Genomic DNA, 17,326 nt, shown 5'->3' on the forward strand with positions numbered 1-17,326 from the left:
GACGTGCCACGTGTGCGGCGCCGGCGAACCCCGCCTCGTTCACTGCCTCGCCGGCGGGATCGCCATACCCTCCCCGTGATCAGCCCAGTCGATCCAGTTTCTCGCGAGCGGCGGTGTGGGGCCGAGGGGTGAGGACGACGAGGCGCAGGTCGCTGTTCTGGGTGGTCAGGACGTTCGCGTCGAGCGGGATGGCGCCCACGTCCGGGTGTACGGCGGTCTTGTGCGCGCTCTCGTGATTGGCCACCGCGCGCAGGGCCCAGAGGTGGCAGAACCTGTCGTTGTCGGCCATGCGTGAGATCAGCGCCGCCACGTCGGGGTCGTTGGGATAGCGGGCGCTGGTGGCGCGCAGGTCGGCCACCAACGACTGCTCGAAGTAGGCGCGCTCGGTGTCGGTCTGTCGGACACGGGGGTTTCGGGATTCGAACTGCACGATCAGGGCGTTGCGATCGTCGGCGGTGGTGTCCGTGGGATCGCCGAAGACGGCCGCGAACAACCGGTTCCAGTGCAGCAGCCGCCAGACGGCGTCGTAGACGGCCACCGGGGTGTCGCCGAGGTGGTCGATGACGCGGTGCAGGCTGCTGGGGATCAGGTGGGGTATCCGGCCCGGGTCCGCGGCGAAGCCGGCCAGGCGCATCAGGTGCGCCTCCTCGTCGTCGGAGAGTCGTAACGCGCGGGCCAGGGAGGTGCACACCTGCACCGACGGTGTGGCGGCGCGGCCCTGTTCGAGGCGTGCCACGTACTCGGGGGAGATGCCGGCCAGTGCTGCCAGCTCGCCGCGTCGTAGTCCGACGACGCGGCGAGGTGACACGTTCGTGAGACCGACCACGGCCGGGTCCGTGCGATCCCGCCAGGCCCGCAGCGCCGCTCCGAGGTCATTCATGACCACATGATCCGCCATCGGCGTCGGGAGCTGGGTGGTACCAGCGGTACGCGGAAGAGCTGTGCCTTCCACAGTGGTGGTACGCGCCCGATGATGGGGATCATGAGCACAGTGACCAGGATGCACCACATCGGAGTACCGGTAAGTGATCTGGCACGGTCGGTGCGGTGGTACGAGGACGTCCTCGGCATCGCCCCGATCGGCGTGACCATCTCGGCGACGAACCCGGCCATCGGTGCGGTCGTCGAGGTGGAGAACGCGTCGATGCGGGCGTCGTTCGCGCTGGCCGGTGACAACGTCCTTCTGGAGCTCATCCAGTACGACAGCCCGCAGCCGAGGCCCTTCACCGGGCGCAACTGCGACGTCGGGGTGATGCACCTGTGCTTCGAGGTCGACGACCTCGACGCGGCGCACCGCGAGCTGGTGGAGCGGGGCGTGCACGTCAACGCCGAGCCGGTCGTGCTCCAGGACGGCGACGGCGTCGAGACGGGCACACTGGCCGGGACGAAGATCCTCTATCTCCGCGACCCCGACGGGATCCAGCTGGAACTGTTCCAGCTGCCCGCCTAGGCTGCGGATACCATCGGTCGGGCCCCGGACAACTGGAGGGGAGTGGGCACCGTTACCCGCCATCGGCTCGCTACCAGGCCAGGGGTGTTCGTCGCCCGAGAGACGGAGTTGGGTGAGATCGCCTCGGCGACGGTACCCGCGGCGCAGGGCCGTGGCAGGGCGATGCTCGTCGTCGGTGAGGCGGGGATCGGCAAGTCGACGCTCATCGGTGAGGCCGCTTCACGGCTGGACGGATGGCAGGTGCTGCGCGCCGGTGGTATCGAGTTCGAGAGCGAACTGCCCTACTCGGCCCTGCACCAGCTGTGCGCGCCCGTGCTCGACCACCGCGAAGGACTTCCCGCGCCGCAGCGCAACGCACTCGACACGGTGTTCGGGCTGCACGCCGGGGTCACTCCGACCCCGATGCTGGTCGGCCTGGCCGTCCTGGGCCTGCTCAGTGCCGTAGGCCGGCGCCGGCCGGTGTTCTGCGCTGTCGACGACGTGCAGTGGATCGACGCCGGCTCGCGGCAGGTGCTGGCGTTCGTCGCGGCACGCGTGGCGGAGGAGCGGGTCGCCATGGTCTTCGCCGCCCGCGACGCCGCCACGGTGTCGGAGCTCGGTCGCCTACCCGCCCTCACCCTCGGCGGGCTCACCGACTCGGAGGCTCTCACCCTGCTGCGGTACCGGACACCGTTGGGCCACGAGGCAGCGATCGTGCAACGGATTCTCGCCGAAGCGGCCGGTAACCCTCTCGCGCTGGTGGAGTTCGCCCGCGACGCGGGGCCGTTCGGACTACCCGGCGACGCCGGGCACGGCGCGGTGGAACATCGGTTCGTGAGTCGGTTCCGGCGGCTGCCGGCACCCGCGCGTTCGGTTCTGGTGCTGGCCGCTGCGGAGCCGACCGGCGACCTCGTTCTGCTACGGCGCGCCATGGTGGTCCAGGGACTGGACAAATCGGATCTGGCCGCAGCCGAGGACAGCGGCCTGTTGGTGATCGGCCCCCGGGTGCACTTCCACCATCCGCTGGCGCGTTCAGCGGTGTACCGCTCGACCGGGGCCGGAACGCGACGGCAGGCACACGCGGCGCTCGCCGCCGTTACGGACGTCGACGCCGATCCCGACCGCCGCGCCTGGCACCAGGCGAACGCGATCACCGGGCCGGACGAGGAGACCGCGGCGGAGCTGGAACGGTCGGCCGGACGGGCACAACGTCGCGGCGGCTTCGCGGCCGTGGCCGCGTTTCTCGAACGCGCGGCCCGACTGACACCGGACCGGTCGAGGCAGGTGCGCCGTCTGTTGGGCGCGGCCCGGGCACGGTTGAGTGCGGGCGCGCCTTCCACGGCCCGGGAACTCGTGGACGAGGCCGAGCGGCTCCAGCCGGACCGGGCCGACCGCCGCGCTGCGCGGCTGCTGCGCGCGACGATCGACTATCACGTGGCGCGCAGTATCCCGGCGACGATCGCCCTCATCGACGCGGCCGACGTCATGGCCCCCGATGAGGTCCGCGAGACGTACCTGGAGGCCTTCGCGTCGCTCATGTTCAGCGTCGACGAGCCCGGGAGGCTACGGCGGCTCGCCCTGCACATCCGGGAGCGGGTACCGCAGCGTCAGCCGCCACATCCGGTCGATCTGCTGTTGCAGGCGTTGGTCGAGCAGAACCTCCGCCCGGCGGACGAGGCGATCCCCCTGATGCGCCGCACCGTCGACGCCTTCCGGGAGCACGCCCGCACGCCCGACGCGGATCCGTGGTGGATGGAACGCGCCTGCGTGTTGAGCGTCGACCTCGGCGACAGCGACGCCATGGAGGAGATCGTCGACCGTCAGGTGGAACTCGCCCGGGCGCAGGGCGCGTACGCGATCCTTCCCCACGCGCTGCGATTCCAGGCGGTCGCCCGGACGATCGTGGGTCGCTTCGCCGACGCGCACGTCTGCATCATCGAGGCGCGCGCGGTCGACGAGGCCGCGGGGACCTCCAACCTCGTCGGGTCCGACCTGATGCTCGCGGCGTGGAGCGGCGACGCCGCCCGGTTCCGGGAGATTCGGGAGAGGCTGCGCGGCTGGGCAGGGGTGAACCCGGCCGCGTTGCACTACGCGGACGCCGTGCTGTGCAACGGCAGCGGCGACCACGGGGCAGCGCTGACCGCGTTGCTGCTCGTGCGGGATCAGCACCGGCGCGGCGCGTACGCTGTCACCGCCTTCCACCAGGAGCTGGTCGAAGCCGCCGCGTACGTCGGACGCCCCGAGGAGGCCGAGGATTCGGCTCAGTGGATCGGGGACGTCGCACGGGTCAACCCGACCGCATGGACCACGGGCGCGCACCAGTTGGCGTGTGCGGTGCTGGACCCGGGGCTCGGCGCACAGGACCACTACCGCGAGGCGATCAGCCGGCTCGCCGGGAGCAGGATGCGGGTCCACTACGCGCGTGCCCGCCTGCTCTACGGGGAGTGGCTGCGACGGGTCGGCCGCCGGACCGAGGCGCGGGTGGAGCTGCGCGCCGCACACGATCTGCTCGGCACCATCGGAGCGCGCGGGTTCGCCGCCCGCGCCGCCCGCGAACTGGATGCCATCGGTGAGCCGACCCTGACCGACGACGCCGATCCGCTCGCCGGGCTGACCGCACGGGAACTACTCGTCGCCCGCAAGGTCGCCTCCGGCGCGGGCACCAAGGAGGTCGCCGCGCTGCTGTTCGTCAGCCCGCGAACGATCGATGCCCACCTGCGGAACCTCTACCGCAAACTGGGCATCAGCTCACGCCGCCAGCTGCGCGAACTCCTCCGCTGACGGGGCCGGGCCGATCGCGCGACGAAAGGCCCCGCCGGTGGGAGACCGGCGGGGCCGTTGAAGGGCGTCAGCGCCGGTCCGTCTCACACTCCTGTTCGGCCAGCGTCTTCAACTCCGTCAGCCACGTCTTCAGACCCTCGCCGAGAGCCGTTGTGGAGAATGCGACGTCCTGCTCCACCTGCTCACCGCGCCACGTCTCCTCGGTACGCACGAGAACCCGTCCGTCGACCTCGGTGAACGTCCACACGTGAACACCCTCGTCGATGCGCAACCCCGCACCGATCGCCGGGCCGTCCCACCGAAGGCACCTCTGGTGCTGAAGCTGCCGGACAGTGGACGTGACGACGAGGGTCGTGGCGGGATTCAACGCGGTCTCGGGCACCGACGTCGTCCACCGGAACGACGAACCGGGACGCAGCGGGCCACGATCGAGCCGCTTGCTGGACAGCACCGGCTCCTGCCACGACGGCCAGCGATGCACGTCGGTCTGGATTCTCCAGATGGTCCGTAGCGGTGCGTCGATCGTCGTCTCCGTCCGGTAGCGAATCTTCGCCGCGGTGTCGACGGTCTGTCCCGCACATCGCACCGCCGCGCGGTCGGAGCCCCCACCGCTGGCCTCGGCCCGAGCCGGTGCACCGACGCCGCCCACGAGGCCAGCGACGACCGCCGCCGTCGCGACGGCGACCACCCGGTTCCTCATGGAGCGCTCACCGCCTCGGCGGTGCGCCTGAGCCGACTCAGCCACATGGCGAGGGTCGTGTCCAGGCCCTCCTGGAACGACGCACTGTCGGCATCGACGGGCGGGCCGGCGAAGGACTCCTCGGTCGACACCTCGACGCCGTCGCCGGCCGGAGTGAGCGCCCAGACGTGCACGCCGAGGACGCCGTCCGGCCCGTCACCGTACCCCCGCCAGACGAGGCGCTCCTGCGGCCGTACCTGAAGAATCGTCGACTCGATCTCCATGCCCGCGGCGGACCAGCGGAACACCGAGCCCGGCGCGAGCGGCCCGGGTGTCTCCACACGTGCGTACGGGATTTCCGGCAACCAGGTCGTCCACGCGTCGATGTCCGTGAGGATCCGCCACACGGTCTCCGCGGACGCGGTCACCGCGACGCTGTGGCGGCTGACCACCGGCGCCGACAGGTCAATGCCGACCTCGTCGGCGTCCGTCATGTTCTCCATCGTGAAGCCCCTCCGCGGTCACTGACGATCGGAACGCCGGGCGTGCGCGAGCCGCTAGATCCACACCCGGCACAAGCGATCGTGCCAAGACGGCAGCCGCCGCACATCGGCAAGATTTGCCTAGTTCGCGCTGCGTGGGGACCCGAACGCGTAACCAGGGGAGCGGATCAGCGCCGACGTGCTGCGGCGTCGCCCCCGCGTCTCGACGGTGCCTGCGTGAGAACTGCGCAGCCCTCCATCCGGCTCACGGCCGGCGTGGCGGTCGGATCCCCTTCGACCATGCCCATCTGACGGACCGGTGCCCCATGGCCTTGATTGTCCCTGGCCGCCAGCTCGGCAGGGACGAGCTCCCACCTCCTGGCCAACGGACCGCCACACGACGAGGTCGCGCACGGCCGGGTCCGTCGTGGTACGACTACGCGTCATGAACGCGAACACTCCTTCGGATCTCGCCGACCTTCGAGCCGCCTTCCTGGTGGACGACGCCGGTGAGTCCGCACTGGGCTGGCCAGGCGTGTACGCCTTCGAAGCTGAGCATGGGATCGTGCTGCCGGAGCCGTACCGGACCTTCGTCGCGGAGATCACCGACGGGTCGTTGTCCGGGCCACCGGACTTCGGCCTTCTCGGGGTGGCCGAGATGCCCGACGACTGGGGTGACGACCGTCCGGTGCGCGACGTGGCGGCTCCGTTCCCGTTGACGGAGGCGTGGCTGTGGGAGGAGGACTCCCGGCCGTCGGAGGAGATCGAGCCGTTGCTCGATGCCGTCTTCGACCATGGTTCGATCGTGCTCGGAACGGACGGCTGCGGGATGTACTGGCATCTCGTCGTGACCGGCCCGCATCGCGGGCACATCTGGAACATCAGCGGTGAGGGGGCGATGCCCTTCGGGGCGGAGTTCGGCCACACCACCGCAGCGTCGGGTTTCGTCGGGTGGGTTCGGCACTGGGCGGCCGGCAAGCCCTGGTTCGACGTTGCCTGATCTCTGGCCGAGCGTCACGGCCGCCGGGTGACCCGATGACGCCCGACCACACCCGGACGTCCACGTTCTCCCTGGTGGGTCGCTGCCAGTCGCGGTAGGTCCGGGTGGGCGGGCGTCGTGTGCAGCGGCGTCCAGGCCGGATCACCGGCTGAGGCCAAGTAGGTTTTCAGGCGCTGGGACGTACCCGCGACACCGCACTGCCCCGCGCGCGGGCCGTGACGGCACTCGTCGATCGCTGCCTGCGGGAGGTCAACAGGCACGACTGTCCGAGCCAGCTCATCGAGCGGACGTGCGCCCACTCACCGACCGACGCGTCACGGAACTCGCGATCCGTCGACAGAGTCGGCCGGTCGAGCCGAGCCGTCGACGCCGCCTCGACAACACTGTGGGCGGGCGAGATGGATCTCGCCCGCCCACTACTGTGTCGCGTCTCCTCGGGTGGCTACGGCGCCCTGCGTACCGTCACCTTCTGGTGGTCGGCGGCGTGCGGCCGGTAGGTCGGGTTGCCGGAGTAGGCGACGTGGACCCGGTAGGCTCCCGGCCGCAGATCGGCCGTCTCCAACTCGACGACGGCCTTGCCGTGCGCCAGTGGCACGACGTGCGCGGTGCCGCCGAAGGTGACGGTGACCTCGCCGGTCGGGATCGGAGCGTGCTGCTTCGGCCCGCCGGCCGGCCCGACGGTCACGGTCAGTCTGGACGTCTGCCCGCGGACAACCGACGGCGGCGTGGCCTTCGCCTTGACCTTGACGGCGGCCGTTCCGGAGGGCACCTCGAACGACGCCGTACCCTCCGACGCCTTCAGGTAGTCGAAGCCGAGGTACTCGGCCGTGACCGTCCGGGCACCCGCGGGCAGACCCGTCGGCAGCGTGACGCTGGCCGCACCGTCGCTCAGGTGGGCGAGCTTCGACCACGAGCCGATGCTGACCCGTACCTGACCGCCGGTCTCGAACCCGTCGGCTGCCGTGACCGTCACGGTGGCCCTGGTCGTCTGAGCCACGCCCGCGTACGGCTCGACAGCCACCGTGGTGGTGGTCGTGACGTCGCTGTTCGGGATTCCGCGGATGTCGTTCCACTCGCGGACGGTCAGCGGGATCACGGTCCCGTGACGCGGACGGACGACACCCGCGTTGGTCATCGTGATCGCCTTGGCGTTCCACGTCGGCGCCTCGATGTTCTCGTGACACGCGGCCTGGTACCCGCCACCGTTCGTGTACCGGTCACCCCAGAGGTAGAACTGGCCGGGGCAGGCCGTGTCACCGGGGTTGGCCTTGAAGACGACCGGCCCCTCGTACCCCTGGTTGGCGACCCACGTCGTGCGCCCCAGGGCCGGCGCGACCAACGTCCAGTTGTCGATGTCGCTGTCCAGGAAGTCGGTGTGCTTCTCCGAGAAGATGTCCGACCCCTGGTTGCCGGCCTCGTTCTTGGTCACCCGGTAGTAGTGGTCACCGACCCGGATCGCTGTCGTGTCGATGCGCGACAACGGGGCCGGATCCTGCCAGACCTGGGGAGCGGAGAACGTCGTGAAGTCTCGCGTCGTGGCGTACCACATCTGGGCGTTCCCCTGACCGGTGCGGTTCACCGGGTCGTTCCACAGCGACTGGGCCCAGAACACCACGTACGCGCCGAGCTCCTCGACCCACAGCGACTCCGGTGCGAAGGCGTTGCCCGCGTTGTCGGGCGCGACCTTCACGTGCCGCTGCGGGGTCCAGTTCACCAGGTCGTGCGACTCGAACACCTCGATGTACTGGGTGTCGTTGATGGCGTACCCGCCCTGGTCGTACCAGTTCAGATCGGTGGCGATCATGTAGAACGTGTCGCCGTCGGGGGAGCGGACGATGTGCGGGTCACGAAGCCCCTGGTCGCCCAGTTGGGAGATGAGTGACGGTCGCCCTCCGGTCAGACCGGTCCAGTCCAGAGCGGTGTTGCCGTTGGACGTGGCGAACATGATCTGCTCGCCGTCGGCGATTCCCTCCCCCTTGAAGTACCCCATGAAGTACCGCTCGTACTCCTCCGAGCGCGGCATGGCGGTGATGGTCACCGGGAACGACTTCTTCTGCGACGCCTTACCCCTGGTGATGGTCGCCGTGAGGGTGGCGGTGACATCCGCGCGGCCGAAGGCCGGGCGGCTGACCTCTCCCGTCGGGGTGACGAGGCCGGTGCTCGACGTCCAGGTGATCGTGGATCCGAACTCGCCCCTGTCGGCGAGGTCGAGGTTGCCGCGTACGCCGCCGGTAGCGTCCAGGGCCAGGTCGAAGGCGTCCCGGTCGACAGCCTGCGCATCGTCGAACTCGGCCTTCACCACCACGGGGATCTCCCGGGTGACGACCTGCTGGGCGCCCTTGCGGACTGTCGCCGTGAGCGTGGCTGTCGCGTCGGGCTGTCCCTGGGCGGGCCGGGTGATCCTGCCGGTCACCGCGACCTTGCGTGCGCTGGGGACGGCCGGCGGGGTGTCGACCTCGACGACCGACGGGTCCGAACTCGTCCAGGTGACGGTCGAGCCGGCCACGGAGCCCACCTTGGGCAGGACGAGGTCGCGTACGACAGCGCTGGTCCGGCCGAGGTCGAGGGCCGCGGCGTCGGCGCGTACGCCGTCGGAGACCGTCTGCTCCGCCAGGGCGAGCGTCTCGTCGAGGCTCACCGCCCGGTCGTACACGCGGAAGTCCCGGATCGTGCCGCGGAACGAGTAGTGGCCCGATGTCTGCGAGCGACCGAGGAAGTTGCAGTTGGTCCCCGCGGCGTTCACCGACGGTGCTGTGGTCAGGTTCGTCGACGTCGCGTGCAGCACACCGTCGAGGTAGACCCGGCCGGTCCAGCTCGTTCCGTCCGAGTTCAACGACTGGGTGTAGGTGACATGGGTCCACGCTCCCTCGAGCATGCGGACCCGGTTCTGCTGGATGTTCGTCGGGCCCACCGCGACGCGGAACCGCTGGGTGTTCGACGCGAAGATGGCGCCCTCGGCGCCGGTGTCGACGTCACACGAGCCGGACTTACGGCCGAAACCCCACATCTGGTGCTCGCCGACGTTCGCCGGGTCGACCCACACGTCGTAGTCCACGGTCAGGTTGGACATGCCGGCGGTGATGTCCTTCGGCAGCGCCACGTATGCGCCGTCGAGGGCGCTCTCGTAGGAGCCGGGGTTGAACCTGACCCCCTTGCCGGTCAAGGTCGCCTTCCCGGGGTTCACGAGCGTGGCGTTCGCCGCCGCGCCCGCGCTACCCGAGTTGACCAACGTCGTCCCACTGGTCTCGTCGAGGGCGAAATGGTGCACCAGGCCGTCGGTGAGCTGGTCATCGGCGGCGTACGAGGGCATCGGCGCGATCGAGACCGAGAGAAGCGCACCCAGTGCCAGGACCGCGACACCTCTACCCTTCCGACGTGGTCTGGGACGTGGTCTTGGCTGTCGCAGTCGCAATTGATCCTCCTTGACCGGGACGGACGTCACTCCAAACTGGACGGGCGTGTTAACGCTAACTACGGGGTGCGGCGAGGTCAACGCGGTGTGTCGCGGCCCAGTGGTGTGGTGTCACGATGACGTGTGACGTGGTGTCACTGTTCGTTCGCCGATGAGCGCCGAATAGCCGACCGGCGAGCCGAGGGCGCGACCGATGACCAGGAAGGGCCCTCTCATGACCGCGCCGGCGATCGAGAAGCCCGATTTCACTGGTTTGCGCGCTATGTACATCAACTGCACCCTGAACCGGTCCCGGGCCTAGCCACACCCAGGGGGTCATCGATCGCAGTGTGGCGATCATGGAGGCGAACGGGGCCCGCAGGCGGACGCGGGTTGGCTCGGCGAGGTCGGCCCCGGGCCGTCCTACCTCGACGAGGGCTCCGGCGGGCCGGAGAACGACATCACCATGCCGCACCGGACCCCGACCGCGCGGTCGCCGAGTTCCTCCGCACCACCTACGAGGCCGCCGCCGGCCTCGGGAACTGGGACCGCTCCGCGCTGGAGGACGACCCCCTCCGGTGGCACCGTGCCAATACTCCGGGAGGCCGGCACTCGTGAAACAGGCGCGCTGAGTGGACGCCCGTCGAGGCGCTCACGGCATGGTGAAGTCGGCGAAATCGAAGCCCGGACTCACCGCGCCGAGGCGTGACCGCTCACGCCTCGGCTCGACGTCAGGTCGTCACGCGTCGGGTCCGGTCTCCGGTCCAGGCCGCGTCGAGGATCGCGGTCAGGCTGGCGGTGTCGGTCGGGCCCGGATGGTTCTGGATCAGGCGGGTGACGCCACTGGCCATCTCCGCGAAGCGCGGAAGGTCGGCGCGTGCCACGCCGATGTCCGCCAGGGTGGGAGGGATGCCGATGTCGGCGAGGAGCCCGTCGAGCCAGGTGAGGAACGTGTCCGCGGCCTCGGCATCCGAGGCGCCGGCCACGTCGAGCCCGCACGCCCCGGCAAGGACGGCCAACCGGTCGCCGATGGCGTCTCTGGCCGCGTCCAGCGCGTAGGGCAGGAGCAACCCGACGCCCAGGCCGTGCGGCGTGTGGGTGGCCGCGCCGATGGGGTACTGGAGAGCGTGCGGGGCCGCGTTGCCCGCATGGGAGAAGGCGAGCCCGGCGAGCATGGAGCCGTAGGACATGTCCGCCCGGGCGTCCGTGTCGCCTCCGTTCCGGACCGCACGACGCAGGCTGCGGGCGATCCGCTCCGCGGCCAGGAGCGCGTAGTGGTCGGTGATCGGGTTGCGGCCGAGGAACACCTGCTCCACCGGGTCGCGCGGGCCGTGCGGCCGGGCTCGCGCGGTGTAGCTCTCCACCGCGTGGCAGAACGCGTCGATGCCGGAGTGGGCGGTGACCGTCGCCGGGCAGGTGTACGTGAGTTCGGGGTCGACGATCGCGAAGTCCGGCACGATGTGGACGCTGGACACCCCCACCTTCAGCTCGCGGTCCGGGTCGGTCAACACCGACACAGGTGTGAGCTCGGAGCCGGTGCCGGACGTCGTCGGGACCGCGACCAGCGGAATCGTGGGCCCCGGCACCTTCGACTCGCCGTAGTAGTCGCGCGGTGTTCCGCCGTGCCGCCGGATGACACCGACGATCTTGGCGAGGTCGATCACCGTGCCACCCCCGACGGCGAGGATGACGTCGGCGTCCACCTCGGCGGCGGCCGAGACGGCCAGGCTGACATCGGTGAGCGGCACGTCCGAGGTCGCGTCGGAGAACACCTCGACGGCCTCGACCCTCTCCCGCACGGCGGCCACGATCTCGGCCACGCCCGGTTGCCCCAGGAGGACCCGGTCGGTCACGACGAGGACCCGCGAACCACTCTCGGCCACCACTCGCGGGATGTTCTGCGCGACCCCTTCGCCCACAATCAGCTGGCGTGGTCCGCGGACGGTCTCAAGCATGTCGGTGCCTCTTTCGGAACGTCGGCGGTGATGTGCTGGGCGGACGCCCGGAGCAGCAGGCCGGTCACGGCAGGTCGATCGCCGCGTAGGTGAGGTTGAGGTATTCGAGGATGCCCTCGTGCGAGCCCTCCTTACCGATGCCGGACTGCTTCACGCCTCCGAACGGGGCGGACGGGTCCGAGATGAGACCACGGTTGATGCCGACCATCCCCGTCTCGAGCCCTTCGGCGAACCGGAGCGCCCGCTGGAGGTCACGGGTGAAGACGTACCCGACCAGGCCGTGCTCGGTGTCGTTGGCCTTCGCGATCACCTCGTCGTCGGACGTGAACGAGATGATCGGCGCCACCGGCCCGAAGATCTCCGTCTCCAGCATCCGCGCGTCCTCGGGTACGTCGACGAGGACGGTCGGCGGGTAGAAGTGGCCCGGCCCCTCCGGACGCTCGCCCCCCACCAGGACCCGGGCGCCGCGATCGACAGCGTCGGCGACCAGCTCGGCGATCGCGGTGACCGAGGCGTCGTCGATCAACGCCCCGACCTCCACGCCGTCGTCGAGACCATGGCCCACCGACAGGGCGGCCATCCGCTCGGCGAACCGCGCCGTGAACTCCTCCCGCACCGGCTCCTCGACGTAGATCCGGTTGGCCGCGATGCAGGACTCCCCGATGTTGCGCATCTTGGCCACCATGGCGCCGTCGACAGCGACGTCCAGGTCGGCGTCCGCACACACGATCAGGGCCGCGTTGCCGCCCAGCTCCATCGAGGTACGCAGCACGTTGTCCGCGGCCTGTCGGAGCAGTACGCGCCCGACCTCGGTCGACCCGGTGAACGAGAGCTTGCGGGTCCGACTGTCGGCGAGCAGTGCGGAGACCACAGTGCCGGAACGCCTGGTGGTCACCACGTTGACGACGCCCGGGGGAACGCCGACCTCCTCCATGATGCGGGCCAGCAACAGCATGGTGAGTGGCGTCTGGCTCGCCGGCTTGGTGATCGTCGTGCAGCCGGCCGCCAGCGCGGGGGCGATCTTGCGGGCGCCCATGGCCAACGGAAAGTTCCAGGGCGTCACGAAGACGCACGGTCCGACCGGCTTCGGCACGGTGAGGATGCGGTATCCACCTGCGGGAGCGGCGCTGTAGCGTCCCTCGACGCGTACCGCCTCCTCGGCGAACCAGCGGAAGAACTCCGCGCCGTAGGCCACCTCCGCCCGCGCCTCGGCGAGCGGCTTGCCCATTTCGAGCGTGATCAGCCGGGCGATCTCCTCGGAGCGCTCGGTCAGGGCCCGGTACGTCGCGGTCAACAACTCCGACCGTTTCCGCGGCGGGGTGGCAGCCCACTCCGCCATTGCCGTGCTCGCCACGTCCAGAGCCGCGAGCCCGTCGACGACGTCGGCGTCCGCCACCTCGGCGATGGTCTTGCCGGTGGCCGGGTCCTCGACGGCGAAGGTGGCTCCGCTTGCGGCGTCGCGCCAGGCGTCGCCGATCCGGAGCCGCCGGTGCTCGGGGGCCAGGACGTCCATCGGGTCACTCATTGCGCCGCCTCCTGGTGATCTTCTTGATGGTGGGCAGGGCGACGTCCCGCCCACCGGCGCCCTTCTCGGGCCGCCGGCGGGCGCGCATCGTGCCGTCGCCGCCCGGCGCCGGTCAACGCCCGGTCGCCGACAGCGACAGCCCGGTGTCCGCGTCGAACAGGTGCGCGCGGTCCAGGTCGACGGTGACCTGCAGCCGCTCGCCGGGCGTACCGGTGACGGTGGGTCGTGCCTTCACCTTGAGGATCTCCGTCCCCACTCGGACGTCGACCACTGTGCGGTCACCGAGCGGCTCGAGCCCGTAGAGCTCGCCCGACAACGACGCGTCCCCACGCTGCTCGACGGACAGGTCCTCCGACCGCAGGCCCAGCAGCAGCGCACGACCGTCCTCCGCCGTGGTCCAGTGGGGCCGCGGCAGTGTCCAGCCACCCGCACCGACCAGACGATCTCCCTCGGCGTGGCAGGCCAGCAGACTGATCGGGGGACTCCCGACGAATCCGGCGACCCACTGGTTGGCGGGACGTTCGTACACCTCGGTCGGCGTACCGACCTGTTGCACGGTCCCGTCCTTGAGGACCGCGACCTGATCGGCCATGGACAGGGCCTCGACCTGGTCGTTGGTCACGTAGACGAAGGTCGCTCCGAGGCTGCGGTGGATGCGGGTGAGCTCGGTGCGCATCTCGACGCGGAGCTTGAGGTCGAGGTTCGTCAGCGGCTCGTCCATGAGAAACGCGCGCGGGCTACGGACCAGTGCCCGGGCCAGGGCGACCCGCTGCATCTCACCGCCCGACAGTTGCGCGGGACGACGTTGCAGCAGCCGCTCGATGTGCAGCAGGTTCGACATCCGCTCGACGGCGGTGGCGATCTCACCCGAGGAACAGCGGCGTGCCCGCAGCGGCGAGGCGATGTTCTCGTACACCGTGTGCCGCGGGTAGAGGGCGTAGTTCTGGAAGACCATGGCCAGGTCGCGTGCGGCCGGAGCGTCACCGGTCGCGTCCCTGCCGTCCAACCGCACCGACCCGGCGTCGAGCTTCTCCAGGCCGGCGATCGCGCGCAGGGTCGTCGTCTTACCTGCCCCGGAGGGCCCGAGCACCACGAAGAACGCACCGTCCGGCACGTCCAGCGTCACCCCGTCCAGGGCCTGGACCTTGCCGAAGGACTTGCGCAGCCCGTTCGCTGCCACGGTTCCCATCAGGCCACCAGTTCTTCCGTGCGCAGGTCGTAGACGGCCGGGGTTCCGCCGGTGTGTCGCAGCCCGACCGTCGCGTCAGCGTCGAAACGGACGGTCGGTGGCATCCGAACCCGTACGTCGCGCTGGCCGTTGTGGTCGACCACGTAGATGATCTCGTCGCCCAGCCATTCCGCCGAGACCACGCGGGCCGGGACCGACTGTTCCGCCCCCGGTGCGGTGACCTCAAGGGCCTCCGGTCGGACGCCGGCGACCAGGTCACGGTCGCGCGGCAGATCCGCCGGCGGCGTGAGGACCAGCCCGCCCTGACCGCGAAGCTTCCCGTCGGCCACTTCGACCTCGATCAGGTTCATCGGCGGGGAGCCGATGAAGGCGGCGCAGAACAGACTCGCCGGACGGTCGTACACCTCCAGCGGCGTGCCGATCTGCTCGACGCGGCCCTTGTTGAGGATGGCGATCCGGTGACCGAGCGACATCGCCTCGACCTGGTCGTGGGTGACGTAGACCATCGTCGCCCCCATCTCTCCCTGCAGGTGCTTGATCTCCGTGCGCATGTCCGCCCTCAGCTCCGCGTCCAGGTTGGTGAGGGGTTCGTCCATGAGGAACGCGCGCGGACGTCGCACCAGGGCGCGAGCGAGCGCTACGCGCTGCTGCTCCCCGCCGGACAGCTGGCGCGGTCGCCGGTCCAGGAGCGGACCGAGCCGCATCAACCGCGCGGCCTCGGCGACCCGCTCCTGCACCTCCGACTTGGGCAGTCCCTCGGCCCGCAGTGGGAACGCCAGGTTGTCGCGGGTCTTCAGGTGCGGGTAGAGCGCGTAGAACTGGAACACCATGGCGATGTCGCGCTCGGCCGGCGGCAGGTCGTTGACCAGCGTGTCGCCGATGCGGATGTCGCCGCTCGTCTGCCTCTCCAGGCCGGCGATGGCCCGCAACGTGGTCGTCTTGCCGCAGCCCGAGGGGCCGAGCATCACGAACAGCTCGCCGTCCTTGATGGACAGGTCGACGTGTTCCACCGCGACCGTGCCGTCCGGGTAGCGCTTGTGCAGGCTGGTCACCTCGATGCCCGCCATCAGCGTCGCACCGCCCCGAGCGTCACACCGGCGATGAGGTGCTTGCGCACCAGGTACGCGAAGACGAGCACCGGTAGGGCGAACACCACCGAGGCGGCGGCCACGAGACCCCAGTCGGTGGTGGTGCCGCCGATGAGGCCGGCGATGGCGGGTGGGGCTGTCTGCACACTTTCGCTGGAGGTGAGGAAGATGGCGAACACGAACTCGTTCCACGAGAAGATGAGTGCGAAGACCGCCGTCGCGGCGATGCCGGGCACGAGCAGGGGAAGGGTGAACTTTCGGAACGCCTGGAATCGGGTCCAGCCGTCGAGCATGGCGGCATCCTCGTACTCGGCGGGCACCTCGTCGACGAACCCCTTCATCATCCAGATCGTGAACGGGACGTTGAACGCGGTGTAGATGAGAATCAGGCCGATCTTGGTGTCGGTGAGGTCGACCTCCCGGTACATGAGGAAGATCGGAATCACGACCACGACGGGCGGCATGAAGCGGGTGGACAGGATGAAGAACAGTTGGTCCTTCTTGGCCTTCAGGGTGAGGCGTGAGTAGGCCCAGGCCGCCGGAACCCCCAGCACGGTGGCCAGCAGCGTGGAGACCCCGGCGACCACCACGGAGTTGAGGAACGAGACGGACACGGGCTGGCGGCCACTCTCGGAGGCGACGAACACGTCCCGGTAGTGGTCCAGGGTGACCTTGAAGTCGAAGAACTTCGCCGGGATCGCGTACACGTCCCGGTTGTCCTTGATGGACGTCTCGATCATCCACAGCACCGGGAAGAGCATCACGACGGCCAGCGCGGTCAGCAGCGCGACCTCCAGCACGGAGCGGCCCCGGCCCCGGCTGCCGCGGCGGCGGGTGGAGGGCGTGTGATCCGGGGCAGGACCTGTGGACACGGCCTCGTCGACGGAGACGGCCATCAGCCCTCCTTGAGCTTGTTCAGGTAGCGCAGGTACAACTGCGAGAGGACGATGACGACGAGGACCATGAGGATTCCGTACGCCGAGGCGGTTCCGGTGTTGAAGCCCAGGAACGCGACCTTGTAGACGTGGAACGACAACGTCTCGGTGGAGACGCCCGGCCCACCGTTGGTGAGGATGTAGACGAGGTCGAACAGCCGGAACGCTTCGATGCCCCGGAACATCACGGCAATGAGCAGCAGCGGCCACACCAGCGGAAGAGTGATGGTGCGGAACCGGAACCACTCGGACGCCCGGTCGATCGAGGCAGCCTCGTACAGGTACTTCGGCACCGCGCTGAGGCCGGCGAGCGCGATGAGCATGATGAACGGCGTCCACTGCCAGGTGTCGACCACGATCAGGGAGACCAGGGCCGTCCGCTGCCGGGTGAGCCACTCCACCTGACCCAGCCCGAGCGAGCCGAGCATGCTGTTCACCACGCCGAACTGCGCGTCGAGCATGAATCGCCAGAACAGCCCGACCACGACCGGTGACAGCATCATCGGAATGAGGAACACAGTGGTGAGCAGGCCCCGCCCGCGGGTACGCCGTGAGATCAGATAGGCGATGGTGAAGCCGAGCACGGTCTGCAGGCCGACGGCGCCGATCACGTAGATCAACGTCGTCAGGGCCCGCTGGTGGACCTGCGCCGACGTCAGGATGGCGGTGTAGTTCCCGAACCCGACGAAGTCGGCGGGCCCTCCGCGGGTGGCGGAGTAGTCGGTGAACGACAGGTACAACGCCCACAGCAGCGGGAACACCGACATGGCGAGCAACAGCAGGAGCGCGGGGGAGACGAAGGTGACGGCGAGCCAGCGGTCACTCAGCCGGCGGGACCGACCCGGTGCGGGTGACGTCGCAGACGCCACCCG

At 69.8% G+C, this 17,326-nt stretch carries 14 protein-coding genes; 4 read left to right on the forward strand and 10 right to left on the reverse strand.

The window, feature by feature from the left end; translation table 11 throughout:
* Positions 1-79: 79 nt before the first annotated feature.
* A complete protein-coding gene (locus GA0070612_RS17035) occupies positions 80-880 on the reverse strand; it encodes a helix-turn-helix transcriptional regulator (protein WP_088991563.1) in 801 nt (266 codons plus the stop codon).
* 162 nt (positions 881-1,042) lie between these two features.
* Here GA0070612_RS17035 and GA0070612_RS17040 point away from each other — a divergent pair, with 162 nt between their 5' ends.
* Both GA0070612_RS17040 and GA0070612_RS17045 read left to right on the forward strand, forming a co-directional pair.
* Positions 1,043-1,450 (forward strand): VOC family protein, encoded by a 408-nt coding sequence (locus tag GA0070612_RS17040; protein WP_231924210.1) that lies wholly within the window; start codon positions 1,043-1,045, stop codon positions 1,448-1,450.
* Between the two features lie 84 nt (positions 1,451-1,534).
* Complete coding sequence (locus GA0070612_RS17045; protein WP_157742516.1) at positions 1,535-4,210, forward strand: ATP-binding protein; 2,676 nt, start codon at positions 1,535-1,537, stop codon at positions 4,208-4,210.
* 67 nt (positions 4,211-4,277) lie between these two features.
* On the opposite strand, the gene GA0070612_RS17050 is transcribed toward GA0070612_RS17045, so the two are convergent.
* Together GA0070612_RS17050 and GA0070612_RS17055 are read right to left on the reverse strand one after the other, a co-directional pair.
* Positions 4,278-4,910: an SRPBCC family protein gene (locus tag GA0070612_RS17050; RefSeq protein ID WP_088988790.1), complete on the reverse strand. Its 633-nt coding sequence runs from the start codon at positions 4,908-4,910 to the stop codon at positions 4,278-4,280.
* Positions 4,907-5,392: an SRPBCC family protein gene (locus GA0070612_RS17055; protein WP_088988791.1), complete on the reverse strand. Its 486-nt coding sequence runs from the start codon at positions 5,390-5,392 to the stop codon at positions 4,907-4,909. The genes GA0070612_RS17050 and GA0070612_RS17055 overlap by 4 nt, the downstream gene beginning before the upstream one ends.
* A gap of 424 nt (positions 5,393-5,816) precedes the next feature.
* Here GA0070612_RS17055 and GA0070612_RS17060 point away from each other — a divergent pair, with 424 nt between their 5' ends.
* The gene (locus GA0070612_RS17060) at positions 5,817-6,371 is read left to right on the forward strand and encodes an SMI1/KNR4 family protein (RefSeq protein WP_088988792.1); all 555 of its coding nucleotides are present in this window, start codon (positions 5,817-5,819) and stop codon (positions 6,369-6,371) included.
* Between the two features lie 442 nt (positions 6,372-6,813).
* Here the strand turns inward: GA0070612_RS17060 and GA0070612_RS17065 are convergent, their stop codons facing one another.
* Positions 6,814-9,681, reverse strand: a complete 2,868-nt coding sequence (locus tag GA0070612_RS17065) for an immunoglobulin-like domain-containing protein (protein WP_088988793.1) — start codon at positions 9,679-9,681, stop codon at positions 6,814-6,816.
* A gap of 429 nt (positions 9,682-10,110) precedes the next feature.
* On the opposite strand from GA0070612_RS17065, the gene GA0070612_RS32515 reads away from it, so the two are divergent.
* A complete protein-coding gene (locus tag GA0070612_RS32515) occupies positions 10,111-10,380 on the forward strand; it encodes a DUF5996 family protein (protein ID WP_231924211.1) in 270 nt (89 codons plus the stop codon).
* Between the two features lie 113 nt (positions 10,381-10,493).
* Here the strand turns inward: GA0070612_RS32515 and GA0070612_RS17075 are convergent, their stop codons facing one another.
* The 6 genes from GA0070612_RS17075 to GA0070612_RS17100 form a co-directional block, all read right to left on the reverse strand.
* The gene (locus GA0070612_RS17075; protein WP_088988794.1) at positions 10,494-11,717 is read right to left on the reverse strand and encodes an iron-containing alcohol dehydrogenase; all 1,224 of its coding nucleotides are present in this window, start codon (positions 11,715-11,717) and stop codon (positions 10,494-10,496) included.
* A 64-nt stretch (positions 11,718-11,781) separates the two neighbouring features.
* Complete coding sequence (locus tag GA0070612_RS17080) at positions 11,782-13,242, reverse strand: NAD-dependent succinate-semialdehyde dehydrogenase (protein WP_088988795.1); 1,461 nt, start codon at positions 13,240-13,242, stop codon at positions 11,782-11,784.
* A 112-nt stretch (positions 13,243-13,354) separates the two neighbouring features.
* Positions 13,355-14,431, reverse strand: a complete 1,077-nt coding sequence (locus tag GA0070612_RS17085; protein ID WP_088988796.1) for an ABC transporter ATP-binding protein — start codon at positions 14,429-14,431, stop codon at positions 13,355-13,357.
* A complete protein-coding gene (locus tag GA0070612_RS17090; RefSeq protein ID WP_088988797.1) occupies positions 14,431-15,498 on the reverse strand; it encodes an ABC transporter ATP-binding protein in 1,068 nt (355 codons plus the stop codon). The genes GA0070612_RS17085 and GA0070612_RS17090 overlap by 1 nt, the downstream gene beginning before the upstream one ends.
* On the reverse strand, positions 15,498-16,415 hold the full coding sequence (locus GA0070612_RS17095) for a carbohydrate ABC transporter permease (protein ID WP_088988798.1): 918 nt from the start codon (positions 16,413-16,415) through the stop codon (positions 15,498-15,500). The genes GA0070612_RS17090 and GA0070612_RS17095 overlap by 1 nt, the downstream gene beginning before the upstream one ends.
* On the reverse strand, positions 16,415-17,323 hold the full coding sequence (locus GA0070612_RS17100; protein ID WP_231924212.1) for a carbohydrate ABC transporter permease: 909 nt from the start codon (positions 17,321-17,323) through the stop codon (positions 16,415-16,417). Before GA0070612_RS17100 ends, GA0070612_RS17095 begins: the two co-directional genes overlap by 1 nt.
* Positions 17,324-17,326: the final 3 nt, after the last annotated feature.

It is taken from the genome of Micromonospora chokoriensis (genome assembly GCF_900091505.1).
GTDB lineage: Bacteria > Actinomycetota > Actinomycetes > Mycobacteriales > Micromonosporaceae > Micromonospora > Micromonospora chokoriensis.